This window comes from Blautia sp. MCC270 (genome assembly GCF_018785605.1).
In the GTDB taxonomy this organism is placed as follows: domain Bacteria; phylum Bacillota; class Clostridia; order Lachnospirales; family Lachnospiraceae; genus Blautia_A; species Blautia_A fusiformis.
Genome location: NZ_WQQD01000003.1, coordinates 38932 through 56671 on the forward strand (window position 1 = coordinate 38932; position 17740 = coordinate 56671).

18 protein-coding genes are annotated in these 17740 nt (G+C 48.8%); all 18 read left to right on the top strand.

What is annotated here, in order from left to right; translation table 11 throughout:
* Nucleotides 1-5 precede the first annotated feature (5 nt).
* The 18 genes from GPK58_RS00880 to GPK58_RS00965 all read left to right on the top strand — a co-directional run bounded on the left by GPK58_RS00880 (nt 6) and on the right by GPK58_RS00965 (nt 17717).
* Nucleotides 6-1010: a cytidylate kinase-like family protein gene (locus GPK58_RS00880; RefSeq protein WP_021651586.1), complete on the top strand. Its 1005-nt coding sequence runs from the start codon at nt 6-8 to the stop codon at nt 1008-1010.
* 301 nt (nt 1011-1311) lie between these two features.
* Nucleotides 1312-1524 (top strand): FeoA family protein, encoded by a 213-nt coding sequence (locus tag GPK58_RS00885; RefSeq protein ID WP_015525999.1) that lies wholly within the window; start codon nt 1312-1314, stop codon nt 1522-1524.
* A 103-nt stretch (nt 1525-1627) separates the two neighbouring features.
* Nucleotides 1628-1846 carry a FeoA family protein gene (locus GPK58_RS00890; RefSeq protein WP_015525998.1) on the top strand — a complete coding sequence of 73 codons (219 nt, stop codon included), beginning with the start codon at nt 1628-1630 and terminating at the stop codon, nt 1844-1846.
* Between the two features lie 58 nt (nt 1847-1904).
* Nucleotides 1905-4088 (top strand): ferrous iron transport protein B, encoded by a 2184-nt coding sequence (feoB, locus tag GPK58_RS00895; protein WP_215638058.1) that lies wholly within the window; start codon nt 1905-1907, stop codon nt 4086-4088.
* Nucleotides 4089-4160: 72 nt separating this feature from the next.
* Nucleotides 4161-4508 (top strand): FeoB-associated Cys-rich membrane protein, encoded by a 348-nt coding sequence (locus tag GPK58_RS13015; protein ID WP_015525996.1) that lies wholly within the window; start codon nt 4161-4163, stop codon nt 4506-4508.
* Nucleotides 4509-4526: 18 nt separating this feature from the next.
* Complete coding sequence (locus GPK58_RS00905; RefSeq protein ID WP_173740790.1) at nt 4527-4883, top strand: heavy-metal-associated domain-containing protein; 357 nt, start codon at nt 4527-4529, stop codon at nt 4881-4883.
* A gap of 470 nt (nt 4884-5353) precedes the next feature.
* Nucleotides 5354-6127, top strand: a complete 774-nt coding sequence (locus tag GPK58_RS00910) for a nucleotide-binding protein (protein WP_215638059.1) — start codon at nt 5354-5356, stop codon at nt 6125-6127.
* Nucleotides 6124-7428, top strand: a complete 1305-nt coding sequence (locus GPK58_RS00915; protein WP_215638060.1) for a nitrogenase component 1 — start codon at nt 6124-6126, stop codon at nt 7426-7428. The genes GPK58_RS00910 and GPK58_RS00915 overlap by 4 nt, the downstream gene beginning before the upstream one ends.
* Nucleotides 7425-8462 carry a nitrogenase component 1 gene (locus GPK58_RS00920; protein ID WP_215638061.1) on the top strand — a complete coding sequence of 346 codons (1038 nt, stop codon included), beginning with the start codon at nt 7425-7427 and terminating at the stop codon, nt 8460-8462. Before GPK58_RS00915 ends, GPK58_RS00920 begins: the two co-directional genes overlap by 4 nt.
* A gap of 78 nt (nt 8463-8540) precedes the next feature.
* Nucleotides 8541-10913, top strand: coding sequence for a carbamoyltransferase HypF (gene hypF, locus GPK58_RS00925; RefSeq protein ID WP_215638062.1), 2373 nt, complete (start codon nt 8541-8543; stop codon nt 10911-10913).
* 90 nt (nt 10914-11003) lie between these two features.
* Complete coding sequence (locus GPK58_RS00930) at nt 11004-11213, top strand: HypC/HybG/HupF family hydrogenase formation chaperone (protein ID WP_022426401.1); 210 nt, start codon at nt 11004-11006, stop codon at nt 11211-11213.
* Complete coding sequence (gene hypD, locus GPK58_RS00935) at nt 11213-12256, top strand: hydrogenase formation protein HypD (RefSeq protein ID WP_215638063.1); 1044 nt, start codon at nt 11213-11215, stop codon at nt 12254-12256. The genes GPK58_RS00930 and hypD overlap by 1 nt, the downstream gene beginning before the upstream one ends.
* 130 nt (nt 12257-12386) lie before the next feature.
* Complete coding sequence (hypE, locus tag GPK58_RS00940) at nt 12387-13394, top strand: hydrogenase expression/formation protein HypE (RefSeq protein ID WP_215638064.1); 1008 nt, start codon at nt 12387-12389, stop codon at nt 13392-13394.
* Between the two features lie 27 nt (nt 13395-13421).
* Entirely contained in the window at nt 13422-13691 is a 270-nt protein-coding gene (locus GPK58_RS00945) for a TM1266 family iron-only hydrogenase system putative regulator (RefSeq protein WP_015525986.1), read from the top strand.
* Entirely contained in the window at nt 13688-14455 is a 768-nt protein-coding gene (locus tag GPK58_RS00950) for a nitrogenase iron protein NifH (protein WP_215638065.1), read from the top strand. The genes GPK58_RS00945 and GPK58_RS00950 overlap by 4 nt, the downstream gene beginning before the upstream one ends.
* Nucleotides 14449-15792: a nitrogenase component 1 gene (locus GPK58_RS00955; RefSeq protein ID WP_215638066.1), complete on the top strand. Its 1344-nt coding sequence runs from the start codon at nt 14449-14451 to the stop codon at nt 15790-15792. The genes GPK58_RS00950 and GPK58_RS00955 overlap by 7 nt, the downstream gene beginning before the upstream one ends.
* Nucleotides 15789-17105 (top strand): nitrogenase component 1, encoded by a 1317-nt coding sequence (locus GPK58_RS00960; RefSeq protein ID WP_215638067.1) that lies wholly within the window; start codon nt 15789-15791, stop codon nt 17103-17105. Before GPK58_RS00955 ends, GPK58_RS00960 begins: the two co-directional genes overlap by 4 nt.
* A gap of 180 nt (nt 17106-17285) precedes the next feature.
* Nucleotides 17286-17717, top strand: a complete 432-nt coding sequence (locus GPK58_RS00965; protein ID WP_021651570.1) for a DMT family transporter — start codon at nt 17286-17288, stop codon at nt 17715-17717.
* Nucleotides 17718-17740: the final 23 nt, after the last annotated feature.

The following is a 17740-nucleotide window of genomic DNA, read 5'->3' on the forward strand; positions in this document are numbered from 1 at the left end:
TCAATATGCAGGATAATAACATTCGAGAGAAATGCAGAGAGCTTGCCACCAGGCTTTATGAACTGGATGGCGAGGTTTATGAAAGCGTAGGATCTTCCCTTGGACGTACCTTCACCGGTGACAGAGAAGGCACTATCCGGAACTTAAGTGCTCTGATGTATACCAAACCGGACGGACATCTTCTTCGAAGCGAGATGGCACTGATCAGCAACATGGCCAGGACCATCAAGGATAAAGAAGAAAAAAGCCGTCTCATGAAGAAATATGATGAGATCTTTCAGGAGATCCTGACGCTGCCGGAGACTTTTGTTGCTACGGATATCATGGATAAGGAACGTGTGGCGCTGAATCATATGATCAAGCACAGGGAAAAAATCTCTGAGAATGACCATCTGGTCATCTGCATCAGCCGTACACAGGGAAGTGCCGGTAATGATATCGGTTTCGGACTGGCAGACAAGCTTCGGATCAACTATTATGATGTGGAGATCTTTGATCAGGTATTAAGGCGTCTTGAGGCGGAAAAGGGCGCGGTCAACGATGCGGAATATTTTGCGGATTTCAATAAATATGAGAAGAAGCATAAATTTGATCCCAAGGGCTGGTTCCGGGAATTCAACCGTTACCATGGTCTTCCGAAACAGGATGCGGTATTCTTTAACATGAGTGACCTGATCTGCGATCTGGCCTCAAAAGAGGACTGCATCATTATGGGAAGGTGTGCGGATGCGATCCTCAAGAACAATCACATTCCGCATATCAGTCTGTTTATCACAGCCCCTTTTGCTATCCGTGTGCAGCATGTTATGGATGTACGGAAGATGAATATGAAGCAGGCAGTCCGTTTCCTGAAGAAGATGGACAGCCAGCACAGACGGTATTACAATTTTTACGGCGGAGCTCAGTGGGGCAAGCCGGATAACTACGATCTTTGTATCAACAGTGCAAGCTACGGAATCAATGAAACGGAGAATCTGATCCTGAAGCTTTTGAATGATCAGATCCACTAAGAGATAAAAATATGAGCAGCACGGAAGAAAGAAAAAGTTCCGGAAGGGGTTTTTAGCTTAACAGGCTGCAAACAGAAAAAGAATCAGAACAGAGTTCCTGCATTCTGAGGTAACCTTCTGCCAGACAGAAATACCTCAGAATGCAGGAACTTTTTTTATATTTTGTTTATAAAAACTTAATCTTGATTAACTTTTTTCATTTAGGGGATTGACATTCGAAAAAACTTAGTATAAACTAACCTATGAGTTAGGGTTGACTAATTAGACCAAGTTAATTAATAGAAAGAAACGGAGGGATTCCATGCAGCCGATTTTATTTTTACAGTCAGGCGATACTGGTACGATCAAGCGTATTTCCGGAGCGGAGGATACAAGAAGATTTCTTGCAGGCCTTGGTTTTGTTGAAAATGCGGAAGTGACAGTTATTTCCCAGTTTGACGGCAATCTGATCGTAAATGTCAAGGATTCCAGAGTAGCAGTCAATAAAGAAATGGCCAGACACATTATGGTGTGACCGGACTGTGCGGCAGTGACCGGTAGTGGATTTGCCCCAAACTGCGGAAGGCGCAGTTGAGGATAGATTAGGAATTGGAATATGAACAGGGAGGAAAAGAGAAATGACTTTACGTGATGCAGCAGTAGGTTCTACAGTAGTTGTTTCCAAGATCACCGGCGACCCGGCTTACAAGCGTCGTATCATGGATATGGGAATCACAAAAGGCAGCGAGGTTTATATCCGAAAGGTAGCTCCTCTTGGAGATCCGGTTGAGATCACCATCAGAGGTTATGAGCTTTCCCTGCGTAAGCATGACGCAGCATGTGTGGAAGTAAAGTAAATACGCTTCGAAAAATGACAGAGCGTCAGGCTCTGACCTGAAAAAAGGAGGATGCAAAATGTCTGTAACAATAGCTCTTGCCGGAAACCCGAACTGTGGTAAGACTACAATGTTCAATGCTCTTACAGGCGCAAACCAGTACGTTGGTAACTGGCCAGGTGTTACTGTAGAGAAAAAAGAGGGTAAGCTGAAAAACCAGAAGGATGTAACGGTAACAGACCTTCCGGGTATCTATTCACTTTCCCCGTATACACTTGAGGAGGTTGTCAGCCGTGATTACCTTCTGAAAGAGAAACCGGATGTGATCATCGATCTTGTGGATGCAACAAACATCGAGAGAAACCTGTATCTTGCAACCCAGCTTCTTGAGATCGGTATCCCGGTTGTTATCGCTCTTAATATGGTGGATCTTCTGAAAAAGAACAACATCCATATCAATGTAAAAGGCTTAAGCTCCGCGCTTGGATGCCCGATCGTTGAGACCTCTGCTCTTAAAGGAACAGGCCTTAAAGAGGTTGTTGATGAGGCAATCAAATGTGCGAACCAGCACAGAGTACCATCTAAGCAGATGGAATTTCCGAAAGCAGTAGAAAAAGCTGTAAATGAGATCGAGGGATTTGTTCCTGCAAACATCGCTGAGGAGAACAAGAGATGGTATGCAGTAAAGCTTCTTGAGAGAGACAGCAAGGTAAAAGAAGGTCTGAACCTTCCGGCTTCTGCACAGTCCAGGATCGAGGAGATTGCTTCTGGCCTTGAGAAGGCAGAGGATGATGATACAGAGAGTATCGTAACGGATGGAAGATATCAGTACATCCAGAAGGTTGTTTCTGCAAACGTTAAGAGAAGCGGAAATAAGATGACAGTTTCCGATAAGATCGACCGTATCGTAACAAACCGTATTCTCGGTCTTCCGATCTTTATCCTTACCATGTTTATCGTTTATTATGTATCGGTAACAACAGTTGGTACCATGGTAACAGACTGGACAAACGACAGCTTTGTGGGAACCATCCAGAGTGTTGTATCGGATGGACTCGGCAATGCCGGTGTTGCTGACTGGCTGGTAAGCCTTGTATCAGATGGTATCATCGGTGGTCTTGGTGCAGTGCTTGGATTCGTTCCGCAGATGGCGATCCTGTTCCTGTTCCTTTCCATCCTTGAGGATTGCGGTTACATGGTTCGTATCGCGTTCGTCATGGACCGTGTATTCCGTCATTTCGGACTTTCCGGAAAGAGCTTTATCCCGCTTCTTATCTCCTCCGGCTGTGGAATCCCTGGAATCATGGCTTCCAAAACGATTGAGGCAGATAATGACCGTCGTCTGACGATCATGACAGCAACATTTATTCCATGTGGTGCCAAGCTTCCTGTTATCGCTCTTATGGGTGGTATCATGACAGCTTATGTAACCGGTGACTACGTAGCTGCTGGTTTCATCACACCACTGATGTACTTTATCGGTGTTGTAGCAGTTCTTGTATCTGCGATCATCCTGAAGAAAACAAAACCGTTCTCCGGTAAACCTGCCCCGTTCGTAATGGAGCTTCCACAGTATCACATTCCGTCTGCAAAGACAGTTCTGCTTCACGTTTGGGAGAGACTGAAAGGCTTCATCATCAAAGCCGGTACCATTCTTTTCCTTGCAACCGTTATCATGTGGATCCTTTCCAGCATCGGAAATACAGGAAGCGGAATCGGATTTGTTGAGGACAGCAACGACAGTATCATGGCTATCCTTGGCGGTATCCTTGCTCCGATCTTTGCTCCTCTTGGATTCGGCAAATGGCAGCCGGTTGCAGCCTCCATCTCCGGATTCTCCGCAAAAGAGTCCATCGTAAGTACAATGGGTGTTCTTGCAAATGTAGCTGGTGATGATGCAGAGGATACCATGATCGTTGGTGCAGCGATCAAAGCATGGTTCCCGACAGCAGTAGCAGCATTTTCTTTCCTGCTGTTCAACCTGCTTGACTCTCCGTGCCTTGCAGCTATTTCTACAATGGCACATGAGATGCAGTCCAGAAAATGGTTCTGGTTTGCAATTCTCTTCCAGAACATTTTTGCTTATGTTGTAACACTTTGTGTATACCAGATCGGTCTTGTTGTCACAGGTGCCGGTTCCTTCGGAATTGGAACGATCGTAGCGCTGATCCTTGCAGCGATCCTGCTCTTCCTTCTGTTCAGACCAGATCCGTACAAGAACCAGAACGATGTTACAAAGAGATCTGTACAGGCAGCAGAGTAATTGAAAACCGGTCATACAGTAACGATCCGGTACATATGATAGCTTTGAAATGATGCTGTAAGAACAGCTGAAATGATAAGAAATGCAGGAGACCGGGGATGTAAATACCTGGTCTTCTGTGCTATAATAAGCCTGAAGAAATATGGAAGTTTTTTTACAAAAGTATTCATCAGAGGCTGGCAGCAGTTCACAGGCTGTACAGCGAAAGAAAGGGTGACAGATATGAGTATGATAGCGGATATTATTGTACTGGCACTGGTGATCGCATATGGCGTATTTGTGGTCAGTTATCTCTATTCAAGAAAGAAACAGGGGCTCAGCTGTGTCGGCTGTGCCGGTAACACACGTACAGGTGGCTGTGGTGGTAGCTGCTCCGGTCATTGTTCCGGCTGCTCCGGCTGCAGTGGAATGCATAAGTAACCAGGAGGGAAAGAAATCATGGCAAATGCAATTGTTGTCATCGTTGTTATCATCATTATGCTGTTTGCCGGAAAAGGCGCATATAAACATCTGAAGGGCGAAGGCGCCTGCTGCGGAGGCGGCAGCAAGCCGGAGATCCCGAAGAAGAAGCTGGATGGAACCAAGCTGGGTGAGAAAACCATGAAGATCACAGGCATGCACTGTGAGAACTGTGTGGCCAGCGTCACAAGAGCGATCAACCGCATTGACGGTGCGGCAGCAAAAGTAAGCCTGAAAAAAGGTGAGGCAGTGGTTTCCTACGACAGAGAGATTTCCGACGAAGAGCTTAAGAAGGTAGTGGAAGACAGAGGATATCACGTAGTTTCTATCCAGTAAAGCTTTATCATAAGAATAACTTTGCCGCGGCTTCTGAGCCGGCAGATCAGAGAAGAGACTTCTCGGCGAAATGCTTAAAAATATTTCGCCTTGGGGTCTTTTTTTGTATAAAAAGTCAGAGTTGCAATTGACTCACTAATGTACACCATTGTATAATAAAAACAGAAAAATTCAGACGGAGCGAAATATTTTCTTTCTATCCGGATGAGGCATTAAAACAAAATACAGCAGGAAACAGACTTTGACGGCAAGGAATATCCGAGCAGGAATCGTTGTTCATCCGGCACAGCTTAACCGAATCAGCTGCGAAGCAGTTATTCGGTTATGAACAAGCAGCAAATGCGGATCGCGAATATCCGCTTGACTTTGTTTTGTGAGCGGAATACGGGACTCTTTCACCTTGTGCGTGAAAGAGCTTTTTTTATGAAAAATACCTGCGGGAGCGGACAGAATGAATTAGGGAGGATTTTATGCTGAAGGTAGCAGTATACGGAAAGGGCGGTATCGGAAAGTCTACAGTGACGTCCAACCTGGCGGCGACTTTTGCAGCCATGGGGAAGAGAGTGATCCAGATCGGTTGTGATCCCAAGGCGGATTCCACCATCAATCTTCTTGGTGGAGAACCTCTGCGGCCGGTAATGAATTATATGCGGGAAGAGGATGAGGAGCCGGAAAAGCTGGAGGATATTTCAAAGGAGGGTTTTGGTGGAGTCCTCTGCATTGAGACCGGCGGCCCCACGCCGGGACTTGGCTGTGCAGGCAGAGGTATCATCGCAACCTTTCAGCTTCTGGAGGATCTGAAGCTTTTTGAGACCTGGAAGCCGGATGTAGTGCTTTACGATGTTCTTGGAGATGTAGTATGCGGCGGTTTTGCGGCACCGATCCGGGAGGGCTATGCGGAAAAAGTACTCATTGTCACATCCGGAGAGAAAATGGCACTCTATGCAGCCAATAATATTTCCAGTGCTGTGCGGAATTTTGAGGATCGAAGCTATGCGAGAATCTTCGGGATCGTGCTGAATCACAGGAATGTGGAGAATGAAACGGAAAAAGTAAATGCTTTTGCAGAAAAAAATAATATCCCGATCGTGGGTGAGATCCCGAGAAGTGACGAGATCATCCGATGGGAGGATCAGGGCAAAACGGTAATCGAGGGAGACGAGAATTCTGAGATCAGTGAGAAATTTTTTGCACTGGCGAGGAAGCTATTGGAAAGTGAAGAAGCGGAGAAGGAGGATATATGAAAAAGGAAGCATATTTTGCAACTGCAGAAGAACTGGCCCGGGGCGGGCTGGAAGCGATCCCTCCGCAGATGATCTCCGGGAAGCATCTGATCTACAGCTCTCCGGCAACTCTGGCATTTAACTCTCCGGGAGCGGAGGGCTTTGGCGTAAAGCGGGCCGGGCTTGCAGTGCCGGATTCCATTATGCTGATCGTGGCACCGGGATGCTGCGGAAGAAATACTTCTCTTATCAGCTCCATGCCGGAGTACAATGATCGATTTTTTTATCTGATGATGGACGAGACGGATATTGTTACAGGCCGTCACCTGAAAAAGATCCCGAAAGCGGTAAAAGAGATCTGCGACTGCTGTGAGAAGAAGCCGTCTGTGGTGATGATCTGTATCACCTGTGTGGATGCACTTCTGGGAACGGATATGGAACGTGTCTGCCGGAAGGCAGAGGAAAAGGTGGATATTCCGGTGCGCCCCTGTTACATGTACGCACTGACACGTGAGGGCAGAAAGCCGCCTATGGTCCATGTGCGCCAGTCCTTATACTCCCTCCTTGAGCCACAGAAGAAAAAGGGAAATGTGGTCAATCTTCTGGGATTTTTTTCGCCGCTGGTTGATGACTGCGAGATGTATGAGCTGCTGCAGCAGGCAGGCGTAAAGACCATCCATGAAATCTCAAGATGTAAGGATTATGAAGAATATCAGACCATGTCACAGGCCAATTTTAATCTGGTGCTTCATCCGGAAGCAAGGTTTGCAGCGGAGGATTTTCATGACCGGCTGAAGATTCCTTTTATTGAGCTTCGGAGGCTCTACCAGACAGATAAGATCGAAAATCAGTATCGTGCCTTGGGACAGGTTCTTGGAGTCTCTTTTGATCAGGAAGTGTATAAAAAAGCAGCAGAAGAGGCAGTGGAGCGATTCCGGGAGGTCTGTCCGGATGTGTCTTTTGCTGTAGGGGAGTGCATGAACGGAGATTCCTTTGAGCTGGCCCTTGCCCTGGTGCGGTATGGTTTCCGGGTGCCGGAGATCTACGGAACTATCACAGCCGAGAATTTTGTATACATACGGCATCTTGCGGAATTGAGTCCGGATACAAAGGTTTTTTCCAATATGGAACCCACCATGCTGTATTACGATCCGTCCGGGAGCGGAGTGAACCTTACTATAGGAAAGGATGCAGGATATTATCACCGGGATCAGCCAAATGCCGTGTGGAATCAGGACCGGCAGCCCTATGGCTATGCGGGGGTACGCAGGCTGTTTGAAACACTGACAGAGAAAGTTTTGCAGAAGGGAGAAAAGGTATGAGAGGACTTCGGAAATATCTGACACCCTTTGCACCGGATCAGTCCGGAGCTGTGTCAGTGCTGTATGAGCTTGGCGGGATCATCGTGATCTGTGATGCAGGAGGATGTGCGGGAAATGTCTGCGGCTTTGATGAACCAAGATGGTTTGAACAGAAAAGTGCGGTATTCAGCGCAGGACTTCGGGATATGGATGCCATCCTGGGACGGGATGACCGCCTGGTTGCCAAGCTTGTGGATGCAGCAGTAAAGGTGGAGGCAGGCTTTGCAGCCATTATCGGAACACCGGTACCTGCTGTGATCGGAACGGATCATCAGGCACTGCGGCGGATGTGCGAGAAGAAAACAGATTTTCCGGTGCTTGCAGTAAATACCAACGGAATGGAGCTTTATGATGCGGGAGAGCGGAAGGCTTATCTGGAGCTTTTTAAAGCCTTTGCCGGGGAAAAGCTGCCTGTGGAGGCTGGTAAGACAGGAGTTCTCGGAATGACACCTCAGGATGTCAGTGACCTGAAAGCAGCAGACAAGATCCGTGAAAAATTCCGTGCCAGAGGACAGAGAGCAGTCTGCTACGGAATGGGAGACGGGCTTGATGAGGTAAAAAAAGCCTCCTCGGCGGAAAAAAATATCGTGGTTTCTCCTGCGGCACTGGAATGTGCCAGATATCTGGAGAAAACCTTCGGAACACCTTATGAGGTGGGATATCCTCTGGCGGAAGAGCTGGTTCCTGATATGGATTATACAGGAAAAAAGATTCTCATCGTGCAGCAGCAGGTGATGGCCGGTTCCATAAGAGAGGAGCTACGGAAACGTGGTGCGGACGGAGAGCTCACCGTGGCAAGCTGGTTTTCCATGGAAAAAGATCTCCTGGAGGAGGGCGATGTGTCATTAAGGGATGAGGAAGATTACATGGAACTGGCAGAGAAGGGCGGATATGACGTGATCTTTGCAGATCCATGTATGAAGCGGATGACAAAGGCTTTTTCAGGAGTGTTTGTGGATACAGTGCATTTTGCGGTATCCGGAAAATGCAGGTAGACCATAAGGGCAGGACATAAAGTTACATGCATGCTGCAGCCGGATCAGTGGAAACAGCTGCAGGGAATGGAGAAACATATGGAGCGGGAAATTACGAAAATGATCCGTGTTTACGGGATCGTACAGGGAGTGGGATTTCGCCCTACGGTGAGTCGTCATGCTATGGCAAGAGGAATCCGTGGCAGTGTGTCCAATAAAGGACCCTATGTGGAGATTTTTGCTCAGGGTAAGCAGCAGGATGTGGATGCCTTTATCGCAGATATCGGGAATAAGCCACCGAAGCGTGCAGCTATCCTGAAGCTTCTCGAAGAACCGGTGGAGGAGCCGGAGAAATTTACACAGTTTGATATCATCGAAAGTGAGAAGACAAAGGGGGAGATCTTTGTCTCCCCGGATATCGCGCTCTGCGATGAATGTAAGGCGGAGATGTTTGATCCGGAAAACAGGCGGTATCTGCATCCCTTTATCAACTGTACCTGCTGCGGTCCGAGACTGACGATCCTGGATTCACTTCCTTATGACCGTGAACGGACCAGTATGAAGGAATTTCCCATGTGTCCCTCCTGTGCAGATGAGTACCATAACCCGGATACCAGACGTTATGATGCCCAGCCGGTGTGCTGCAATGACTGCGGCCCGGAGGTATACCTGGCGGGAAGAGAGGAACGGGGACGGGAGGCTATCACTTATACAAGGAAGATCATTGCTTCCGGCGGGATCGTGGCCATCAAAGGGATCGGTGGTTTTCACCTTTGCTGTGATGCTACCAGTGAGGAGGCAGTACAGCGGCTGCGGCAGCGGAAACGGCGTCCGGTGAAGCCTTTTGCAGTGATGGCACAGGATATGGAAGCTGTGAAGAAGATCTGTAAGGTCAGCGAGGAACAGGAGAAGATCCTTACCGGTCATCAGAAGCCGATCCTGCTGTTGGATAAGCTGCCGGGAGAAACGGGGCTTTGTGAGAGCATTGCACCCGGGAATCCCAAGGTGGGTGTCATGCTTCCCTATGCACCGGTTCAGCTGCTTCTTTTTCATTACGATGATGGGATCCGGATGCCCGGGCTTCTGGTAATGACCAGCGGAAATACTTCCGGGGCGCCGATCTGCAGAGATGATGAGGAGGCGGCAGAGGAGCTTTCCCATCTCTGTGACTGCATTCTTTCCCACAACAGGAAGATACGTATCCGGGCCGACGATTCGGTGATGGATTTCTATAAGGGTGAACCCTATATGATCCGCCGTTCCCGCGGGTATGCGCCTCTTCCGTTTATGGTCTCCACACCCTGGAAGGGCCAGGTGATCGCAGCAGGTGGAGAACTTAAGAACACCTTCTGCATTGGTGTGGATAACCGTTTTTATCCTTCCCCTTATGTGGGAGATCTGGAGGATCTTCGAACGGTAAAAGCCCTGAAGGAAACGATCGGGCGGTTGGAAACACTTCTGGAGGTGAAGCCGGAGGTAGTGGTCTGTGATCTTCACCCTAAATATAATTCCACAGTGGTGGCAGAGGAGCTAGGGCTTCCGGTTCTGAGGGTGCAGCATCATTATGCACACATTTTATCCTGCATGGCAGAAAATGACTGCGAAGAAAAGGTGATAGGGGTTTCCTTTGACGGAACAGGCTATGGAACCGATGGAACCATCTGGGGCGGAGAGCTCCTGGTTGCAGACTGTCAGGGATTTACAAGGCTTGGAAGTATAGAACCCTTTGTCCAGGTTGGCGGAGATATTTCCGCAAAAGAAGGCTGGCGGATCGCCGTTTCCCTGATCTGGCAGAATATGGGAAACCTGGAAAAAACCCTGGATACTGTCCGTAAACTGGGACTTTGCACAGGTCAGGAAGCAAAGGTACTGGTGACTATGGCACAGCGGAAGATCAATGCCGTGACTTCCACCAGTGCAGGAAGACTTTTTGACGGAGTCAGTGCGATCCTGGGGATCCGGAGAGCGTCCACCTTTGAGGGAGAAGCGTCCACAGCACTGGAATTTGCGGCGGAGGCCTGGAGAAAGCAGCGGGAGATGCAGAAGAAAAATCCGGAAGAAAATCTGAAGATACGGATGTCAGAAAAGGAAGACATTCCGGAAGGCACAGGCATCTCAGAAGCGTCTGAAGATGAACGAAAATTTATTTTAAATACAGGTGAGATCGTTGCATATCTGGTCCGGGCAAGGCTTGCAGGAGAGGATCCCGGGAAGCTGGCTTATGGATTTCACCGGGCACTGGCAGATGAGATCCTTGTAGCCTGTGAGGAAGCAGAGCGGCAGACCGGAATCCGGAAAGTGGCATTAAGTGGCGGTGTCTTTCAGAACCGGCTGCTTCTGGAGCTGGTAGATGACGGCCTTACGGAAATGGGGTTTAAAGTTCTGAAGCACAGCCTGATCCCGCCGAATGACGGAGGGATCGCACTGGGACAGGCGGTGTATGGGATGGCTTATGTGCAGCGGCACAGATAAATATAGACGAGATCATGCAGATACGGATCAAAAATGTTTTATGATAACGCATGGAGCATACAGCAGAAATGCAGGATGGGAGGCACAGATATGTGTGTAGGATTATCAGCAAAAGTAGTAAAGATCAGTGACGGAACAGCAGTGGTGGATGCAGGCGGCGCAAAGAGAGAGGTTTCCGCCCAGCTCCTGGGAGACCTGGAGCCGGGGGATTATGTGATGGTGCATGCAGGTGTTGCCATTGCAAAGATCACCGATGATGACGAGGAAGAGACAGACCAGCTGATGGAGGAACTGCTGTGATGGAAGAGAGGAAAAAAACAGCAAGAGAGATCATAGAAGGATATCAGGGACCGCCGGTGCGGATCATGGAGGTCTGCGGAACACACACCCACGAGATCTTCCGTCTGGGGATCCGCAGGCTTCTGCCGCCGCAGGTGGAGCTGATCTCAGGACCGGGATGTCCGGTCTGTGTAACACCGGTAGGATTTATTGACGAGGCCGTTTATCTTGCTCTGGAAAAACAGGTGACGATCTGCACATTCGGTGATCTTGTCCGCGTACCGGGAACAAAGAAAAGCCTTGCAGATGCCAGGGCAGAAGGCGCCAGGATACGGATCGTCTATTCACCGGCAGATGCAGAAAAATATGCGAAAGAGCATCCAAAAGAGCAGGTGGTATTTCTTTCCGTTGGCTTTGAGACCACCACGCCTGCCGGCTGTCTTTCCGTGAAAAAGGCCGGAGAGGACGGACTTTCCAATTATTCGCTCCTTGTGGCAAACAAGACCATGCCCCAGGCTTATCAGGCATTAAAGGGCAGTGCGGATGTGTTCCTTTATCCCGGACATGTCAATGCGATCACAGGAACTGCGCTCTGCGAGCATCTGGCAGAGGAAGGCATCAGTGGTGTGGTGGCAGGCTTTACAGCGAAGGAGCTGCTTACGGCACTGGCTGTTGCACTGGTACGTTTTCAGGAAGGAAAACCGTTCTTTGTGAATTGCTATCCCCGTGTGGTAAAAAGTGAGGGAAGCCCGGAGGCACAGAAGCTGATCGATGAACTGATGGAGCCCTGCGATTCTGAATGGCGCGGTCTGGGTGTGATCCCGGGGTCCGGCCTGGTGCTCCGGAAGGAGTGGGAAGCCTTTGATGCCAGAAAAAAATATGCAGTGCCGCCGATCCAGGGCAGGCCAAATCCGGCCTGTCGCTGTGGGGATGTGCTTCAGGGAAAATGCAGGCCATCAGATTGTAAGGTATTCGGAAAGGTCTGTACCCCGCAGCATCCGGTAGGTGCCTGTATGGTATCCAATGAAGGAGCATGTTCCGCATATTTTATGTACGGAAACTGATGTCCGCTTTAATGGACTGCGAAATATGATACATTACATATAGTACAAATGAAGGATCGTATCCGGAAGATCTGACAGGATGAAACCGATATGAAATTCCTTTGACCCAGCATAGAAAGAAGATAATATTATGGAAAATAAAACAGTGACCATGGCACACGGTGCCGGAGGCCGTCAGACCTCAGAACTGATCGATGAAGTATTCAAAGCGCATTTTGCAAACCCGGATCTCACAGCCGATGATGCGGCCGTGCTGGTTCCGCCTGCAGGAAAAATGGCAGTATCCACCGATGGATTTATTGTTTCTCCGGCATTTTTTCCGGGGGGGAATATCGGCAAGCTTTCCATCTGCGGAACCGTTAATGACCTTGCCTGTATGGGAGCAAAACCGATGTATCTTACCTGCGCTTTTGTCATTGAGGAGGGTTTTCCCATGGAGAAGCTGGAGGAGATCGCCGCAGCCATGGAAAAAACAGCAAAAGAAGCCGGAGTGCGTATTGTTTCCGGAGATACTAAGGTGGCAGGAAAAGGTCAGGTTGACGGTGTGTTTATCACAACAACTGGAATGGGTGAGATCCAGGAGGGCGTTCAGGTAGGCGGTGAGCTGGCAAAACCGGGAGATGCCATTATTATAACCGGTGATGTGGGAAGACATGGATGCACCATTCTTCTGGCAAGAGAGGATTTCGGCATTGACGCAGATGTGACAAGTGACTGCGCACCGCTGTGGGGAGCTGTAAAAGAGGTGCTGGATGCTACCCATAACATTCATGTGATCCGTGATGCCACAAGAGGTGGGGTCGGAACGGTTCTTTACGAGATCGCAGGACAGAGTAACGTAGGGATCCGCCTGGATGCAGCAGCTGTTCCGGTAGCTCCGGAGGTAAAGGGTGTCTGCGGCATGCTTGGCCTGGAGCCTCTTTATCTGGCATGTGAGGGACGAATGGTGATCATGGCACCAAAGGAAGAGGCAGGAAGGATCGTGGAAGCACTGCGTAAATGTCCTTATTCCAGGGACGCAGCCATTATCGGTGAAGTTACGGAAGACCAGCCAGGAAAGGTTGTCATGACTACGGAGATCGGAACTCAGGCACTTCTTCCGCAGCCGGGAGGAGAGCTTCTGCCGAGGATCTGCTGATAATATCGGAAAGGAGAGTCAGATCTTATGGAGACAAGAGTGGCATTGATCTCGATCATTGTGGAAAACAATGACGTGATCGATGATATCAACCGTTTTCTTCATGAAGCGGGAAAATATATTATCGGGAGAATGGGGATCCCTTACCGGGAAAAAGGCATCAATATCATCAGTATTGCCATTGACGCACCACAGGATGTGATCAGCTCCTTATCCGGAAAGATCGGACGCCTCAGTGGAGTTTCCGCCAAAACGGCATATTCCAATGTGATCACAAAAGCGGAGGACAGAAAATGATAAAAGTTGCGGTATACGGAAAGGGCGGCATCGGAAAATCTACTACGGTTTCCAATGTGGCAGTAGCCCTTGCGGAAAAAGGAATGAAAGTGATGCAGATCGGCTGTGATCCCAAGGCAGATTCCACGATCCTTCTCAGGCATGGAAAAAAGGTTCCCACTGTGCTGGAGCTGTATAACGAAAAACGCCAGGAGCTGAAGCTTACGGATATGGTGCAGATCGGATATGGGGGTGTAGTCTGTGTGGAAGCCGGCGGTCCTGCACCGGGGCTTGGATGTGCGGGAAGAGGTATCATTACTGCTCTCGAGAAGCTTAAGGAAAACGGAGCCTATGAGACCTATAAACCGGACATTGTTTTTTATGACGTACTGGGAGATGTTGTCTGCGGTGGATTTTCCATGCCCATGCGAAATGGGTATGCAGATAAGGTATTTATCATCACCTCCGGAGAAAACATGGCCATCCATGCAGGGGCAAATATTGCCATGGCAGTGGATAATTTTAGAAACAGAGGATATGCATCTCTTGGCGGCGTGATCCTGAACCGGCGGAACGTGCCGGGAGAGGAAGAAAAAGTCCGGGAGCTGGCAGAGGATTTTCATACGCGGGTAGTGGGAACGCTTTCCAGAAGTGAACTGGTCCTGGAAGCAGAGAATCGAGGAAAAACTCTTCTGGAAGCTTATCCGGATTGTGAGATGGCAGAGGAGTACCGGACACTGGCCGAGCAGATCCTGAGTGCATGCAGGGAGGAAGGCTCATGTTAAAAAGAGTTGGTAACAGAGAGCTTTCGGGAAAAACAGAAATATTTATAAAGGAAGCCTCTTTTCCGGTTCCCTTTCAGCCGGGACTGGAATTTAATTCACCGGTCCATGGAAACTGGAATATCGTACATACGGGAATGCTGGTTCCGGAAGCAAGGCAGATCTACGTCTGTGCGGATAACTGCATGCGTGGCGTTGTGCTGACTGCCGCAGAGATGAATGCGGCAGACCGTTTTTCCTTTGTGATCGTGGAGGAAAAGGATCTTCTGGGCGGAAATCTGGAGGATGTGACCATTGAAGGAGTGACGGACATTCTGAACCGGCTGGATGAGAAGCCAAAGGCAGTATTGCTTTTTACTGTGTGTCTTCATCATTTTCTGGGAAGTGATCTGGAACGCATCTACGGAGAACTGGAAGAAAGATTTCCGGAGATCTTTTTTATGCGGTGCTTTATGGATCCTATCATGCAGAAAACAGGCCCGACTCCGGATCAGAAGCTGCGCCGTGCCATGTATGATGCAGTACCGGAGAGGAAAGCTGATCCGGAATGTGTCACAGTCCTGGGCAGTGATTTTGTGTTGGATGAGAGTGCAGATATCTGCCGGATCCTGAAAAAGAACGGAATCCGTCTCCGTGAAGCACCGGCCTGTAAGAACTGGGAGGATTATCAGAGTCTGGGAGAGGGAAGCCTGATCCTTAACTGTTATCCGGCAGGAAAATTCGGAGTACAGCAGCAGGCGGAGAGACTTGGAAGGCCGTTTTTATACCTGCCCGGAAGCTTTGACTATGAGGAGATAGAGACGCAGGAAAAGTACTTGCTGGAGCTGCTGGATCAGCAAAGTGGCGGTAAAAATGGTCTGGATATCGAAACGGAGATCCGAAAATGCGAGGAAGCTCTTTTCCATGCACACCAGATCATCGGTGACACTCCCGTAGCTGTGGATTATCTTTTTCATCCAAGACCTCTGGGACTTGCAAAGCTTCTCCTTACGCATGGATTTCAGGTACAGTCCGTTTTTCTGGACAGTATCAGCCCGGAAGAAAAAGAAGTATTTTTCTGGCTGAAGGAGAATTATCCGGAACTCAGGCTGATTTCGACTGTTCGCCCGGAGATGAGAGTGCGGCCACGGCAGCATTTCGGAAAAATCCTTGCCGTCGGACAAAAAGCAGCCTGGTTTACCGGAAGCCGGAATTTTGTCAATATGGTACAGGGCGGCGGGCTCTGGGGCTTTGACGGGATCAGACGTACTGCACAGCTGATGCTGGAGGCATTTAATGAGGAAAAAGCTCCGAAGGATCTGCTCGTTCGAAAGGGATGGGGGTGCGAAAGCTGCATATGAGACAGGCATATCGGATCATACCAATCTACACGGCAGACGTGTCGGGTGTCTGCTCCGCGTTGTATGAGCTTGGAGGAATGACAGTGATGCATGATCCCTCCGGCTGTAATTCTACCTATAATACCCATGATGAGATCCGGTGGTACGACCAGGACAGTCTGATCTTTATCTCAGGTCTTACGGATATCGATGCCATTATGGGAAATGATGAGAAATTTCTTCAGGATATCGAAGAGGCGGAAAAGGAGCTGAAACCGAAATTTATTGCACTTGCAAGTTCACCGATCCCCTTTATGAACGGAACAGATTTTCAGGGACTGGCCCGTGCACTTACGGCAAGAACCGGAATCCCGGCATTTTCGGTTCCGACCAGCGGCATGCATGACTATGTATACGGAGCAGGGCTGGCGCTGGCAGAGATCGCCGGACATTTCACAGGAGCTGCAGAGAAAACCGGAAGGTGTTCAGAAGCACCCACAGGATCTGCGGAAAGATCTACAGAGAAGAGAAGCAGAAAATTAAATCTTCTTGGAGCAACACCCCTTGATTTTGGCCCGCAGTCTGCAGTAGATGCCATGAAAAAACGTCTGAAAAACTATGGCTGGGAGATACTTTCCACCTGGGCTATGGGGGATACGCTGGAAGCTTTGTCCCGTGCCGGTGAAGCAGCGGTAAACCTTGTGGTATCCTCTGTGGGAATTCCGGCGGCCAATGTGCTGAAAGAAAAATTCGGTACGCCATTTCTCGTGGGGACTCCTGTGGAAGGCTATGAGGAAGAGATTTCAGATGCACTTGAGCGGATCGCGGATAGATCCTGTGGAGAGTGGGTAAATAAAAAGGATGACTCCGCGGAGGAAAGCGGAGGGCAGATCTTAGGGAAACAGGAGGAACTGTGGAAAGTAACTCCGGAGCAGGTAATCTATTTTCAGGGAAGGAACAGTCTGTCAGCAGTATCTGACCCTTCAGGAGAAAGCAGGGAAATGCCCGACAAAGATGAGGTATTTTTTTCCGTACCGGACATTACCATCATCGGAGAACCGGTTACCATGGGCTCCCTGGCAGCAGTCATAGAGCAGAAATACGGAAAAAAGGTTCAGCTGCTCTGTCCGCTGGAGATCACAGAGGGACTTTTGCGCAAGGGAGATGAGGCCATCTGTGGCGAGGAAGCCATGGAAGAAAAGCTGAAAACAGCCAGGATCATTGTGGCAGACCCACTCTATCGTCCGATTTGTCCGAAAACAGCCATTTTTTATGAGATGCCGCATATTGCGTTTTCCGGAAGGATATATCTCAGAAAATATTTTTCGGAATAAAGAGCGTTTCGTGATCATGTATATAAATATTATGCGGATGAGAAAACAGGGCAGCAGTGTGTATAATTGCAGGAAAATCACATAAACTAAATTATAAGAAACCGTAAAGGCGTTGCAGAAATATGCAGCGCCTTTTTCCGGCAGTAATACCGGAAATGGAGTATATATGGAGGGATTTTTATGTGGGGATTTTTGTCAGCACTGATCTCAGGTGCACTGATGAGTATTCAAGGGGTATTTAACACAAATGTAACAAAACAGACCAGTCTGTGGGTTTCAACCGGCTGGGTACAGTTTTCTGCATTTCTGGTCTGTGTGGCAGCATGGTTTTTTACAGGCAGAGAAAGTATCGGCATGCTGTGGCAGGTAGAGGCTAAATATAATTTACTCGGAGGAGTGATCGGTGCATTTATCACTATCACAGTGATCCGGAGTATGGGAAGTCTGGGGCCTGCGCGGGCGGTTATGCTTATTGTCATTTCTCAGCTTGCGGTGGCTTATCTTATAGAATTGTTGGGGATTTTCGGTGTGGAAAGAGCAGATTTTCAGTGGAGAAAGCTGTTGGGAATGCTGATCTGTATTGCAGGTGTGGTTATTTTCAAATGGAAATAGAAATAAAAGTATTGTAATATTTG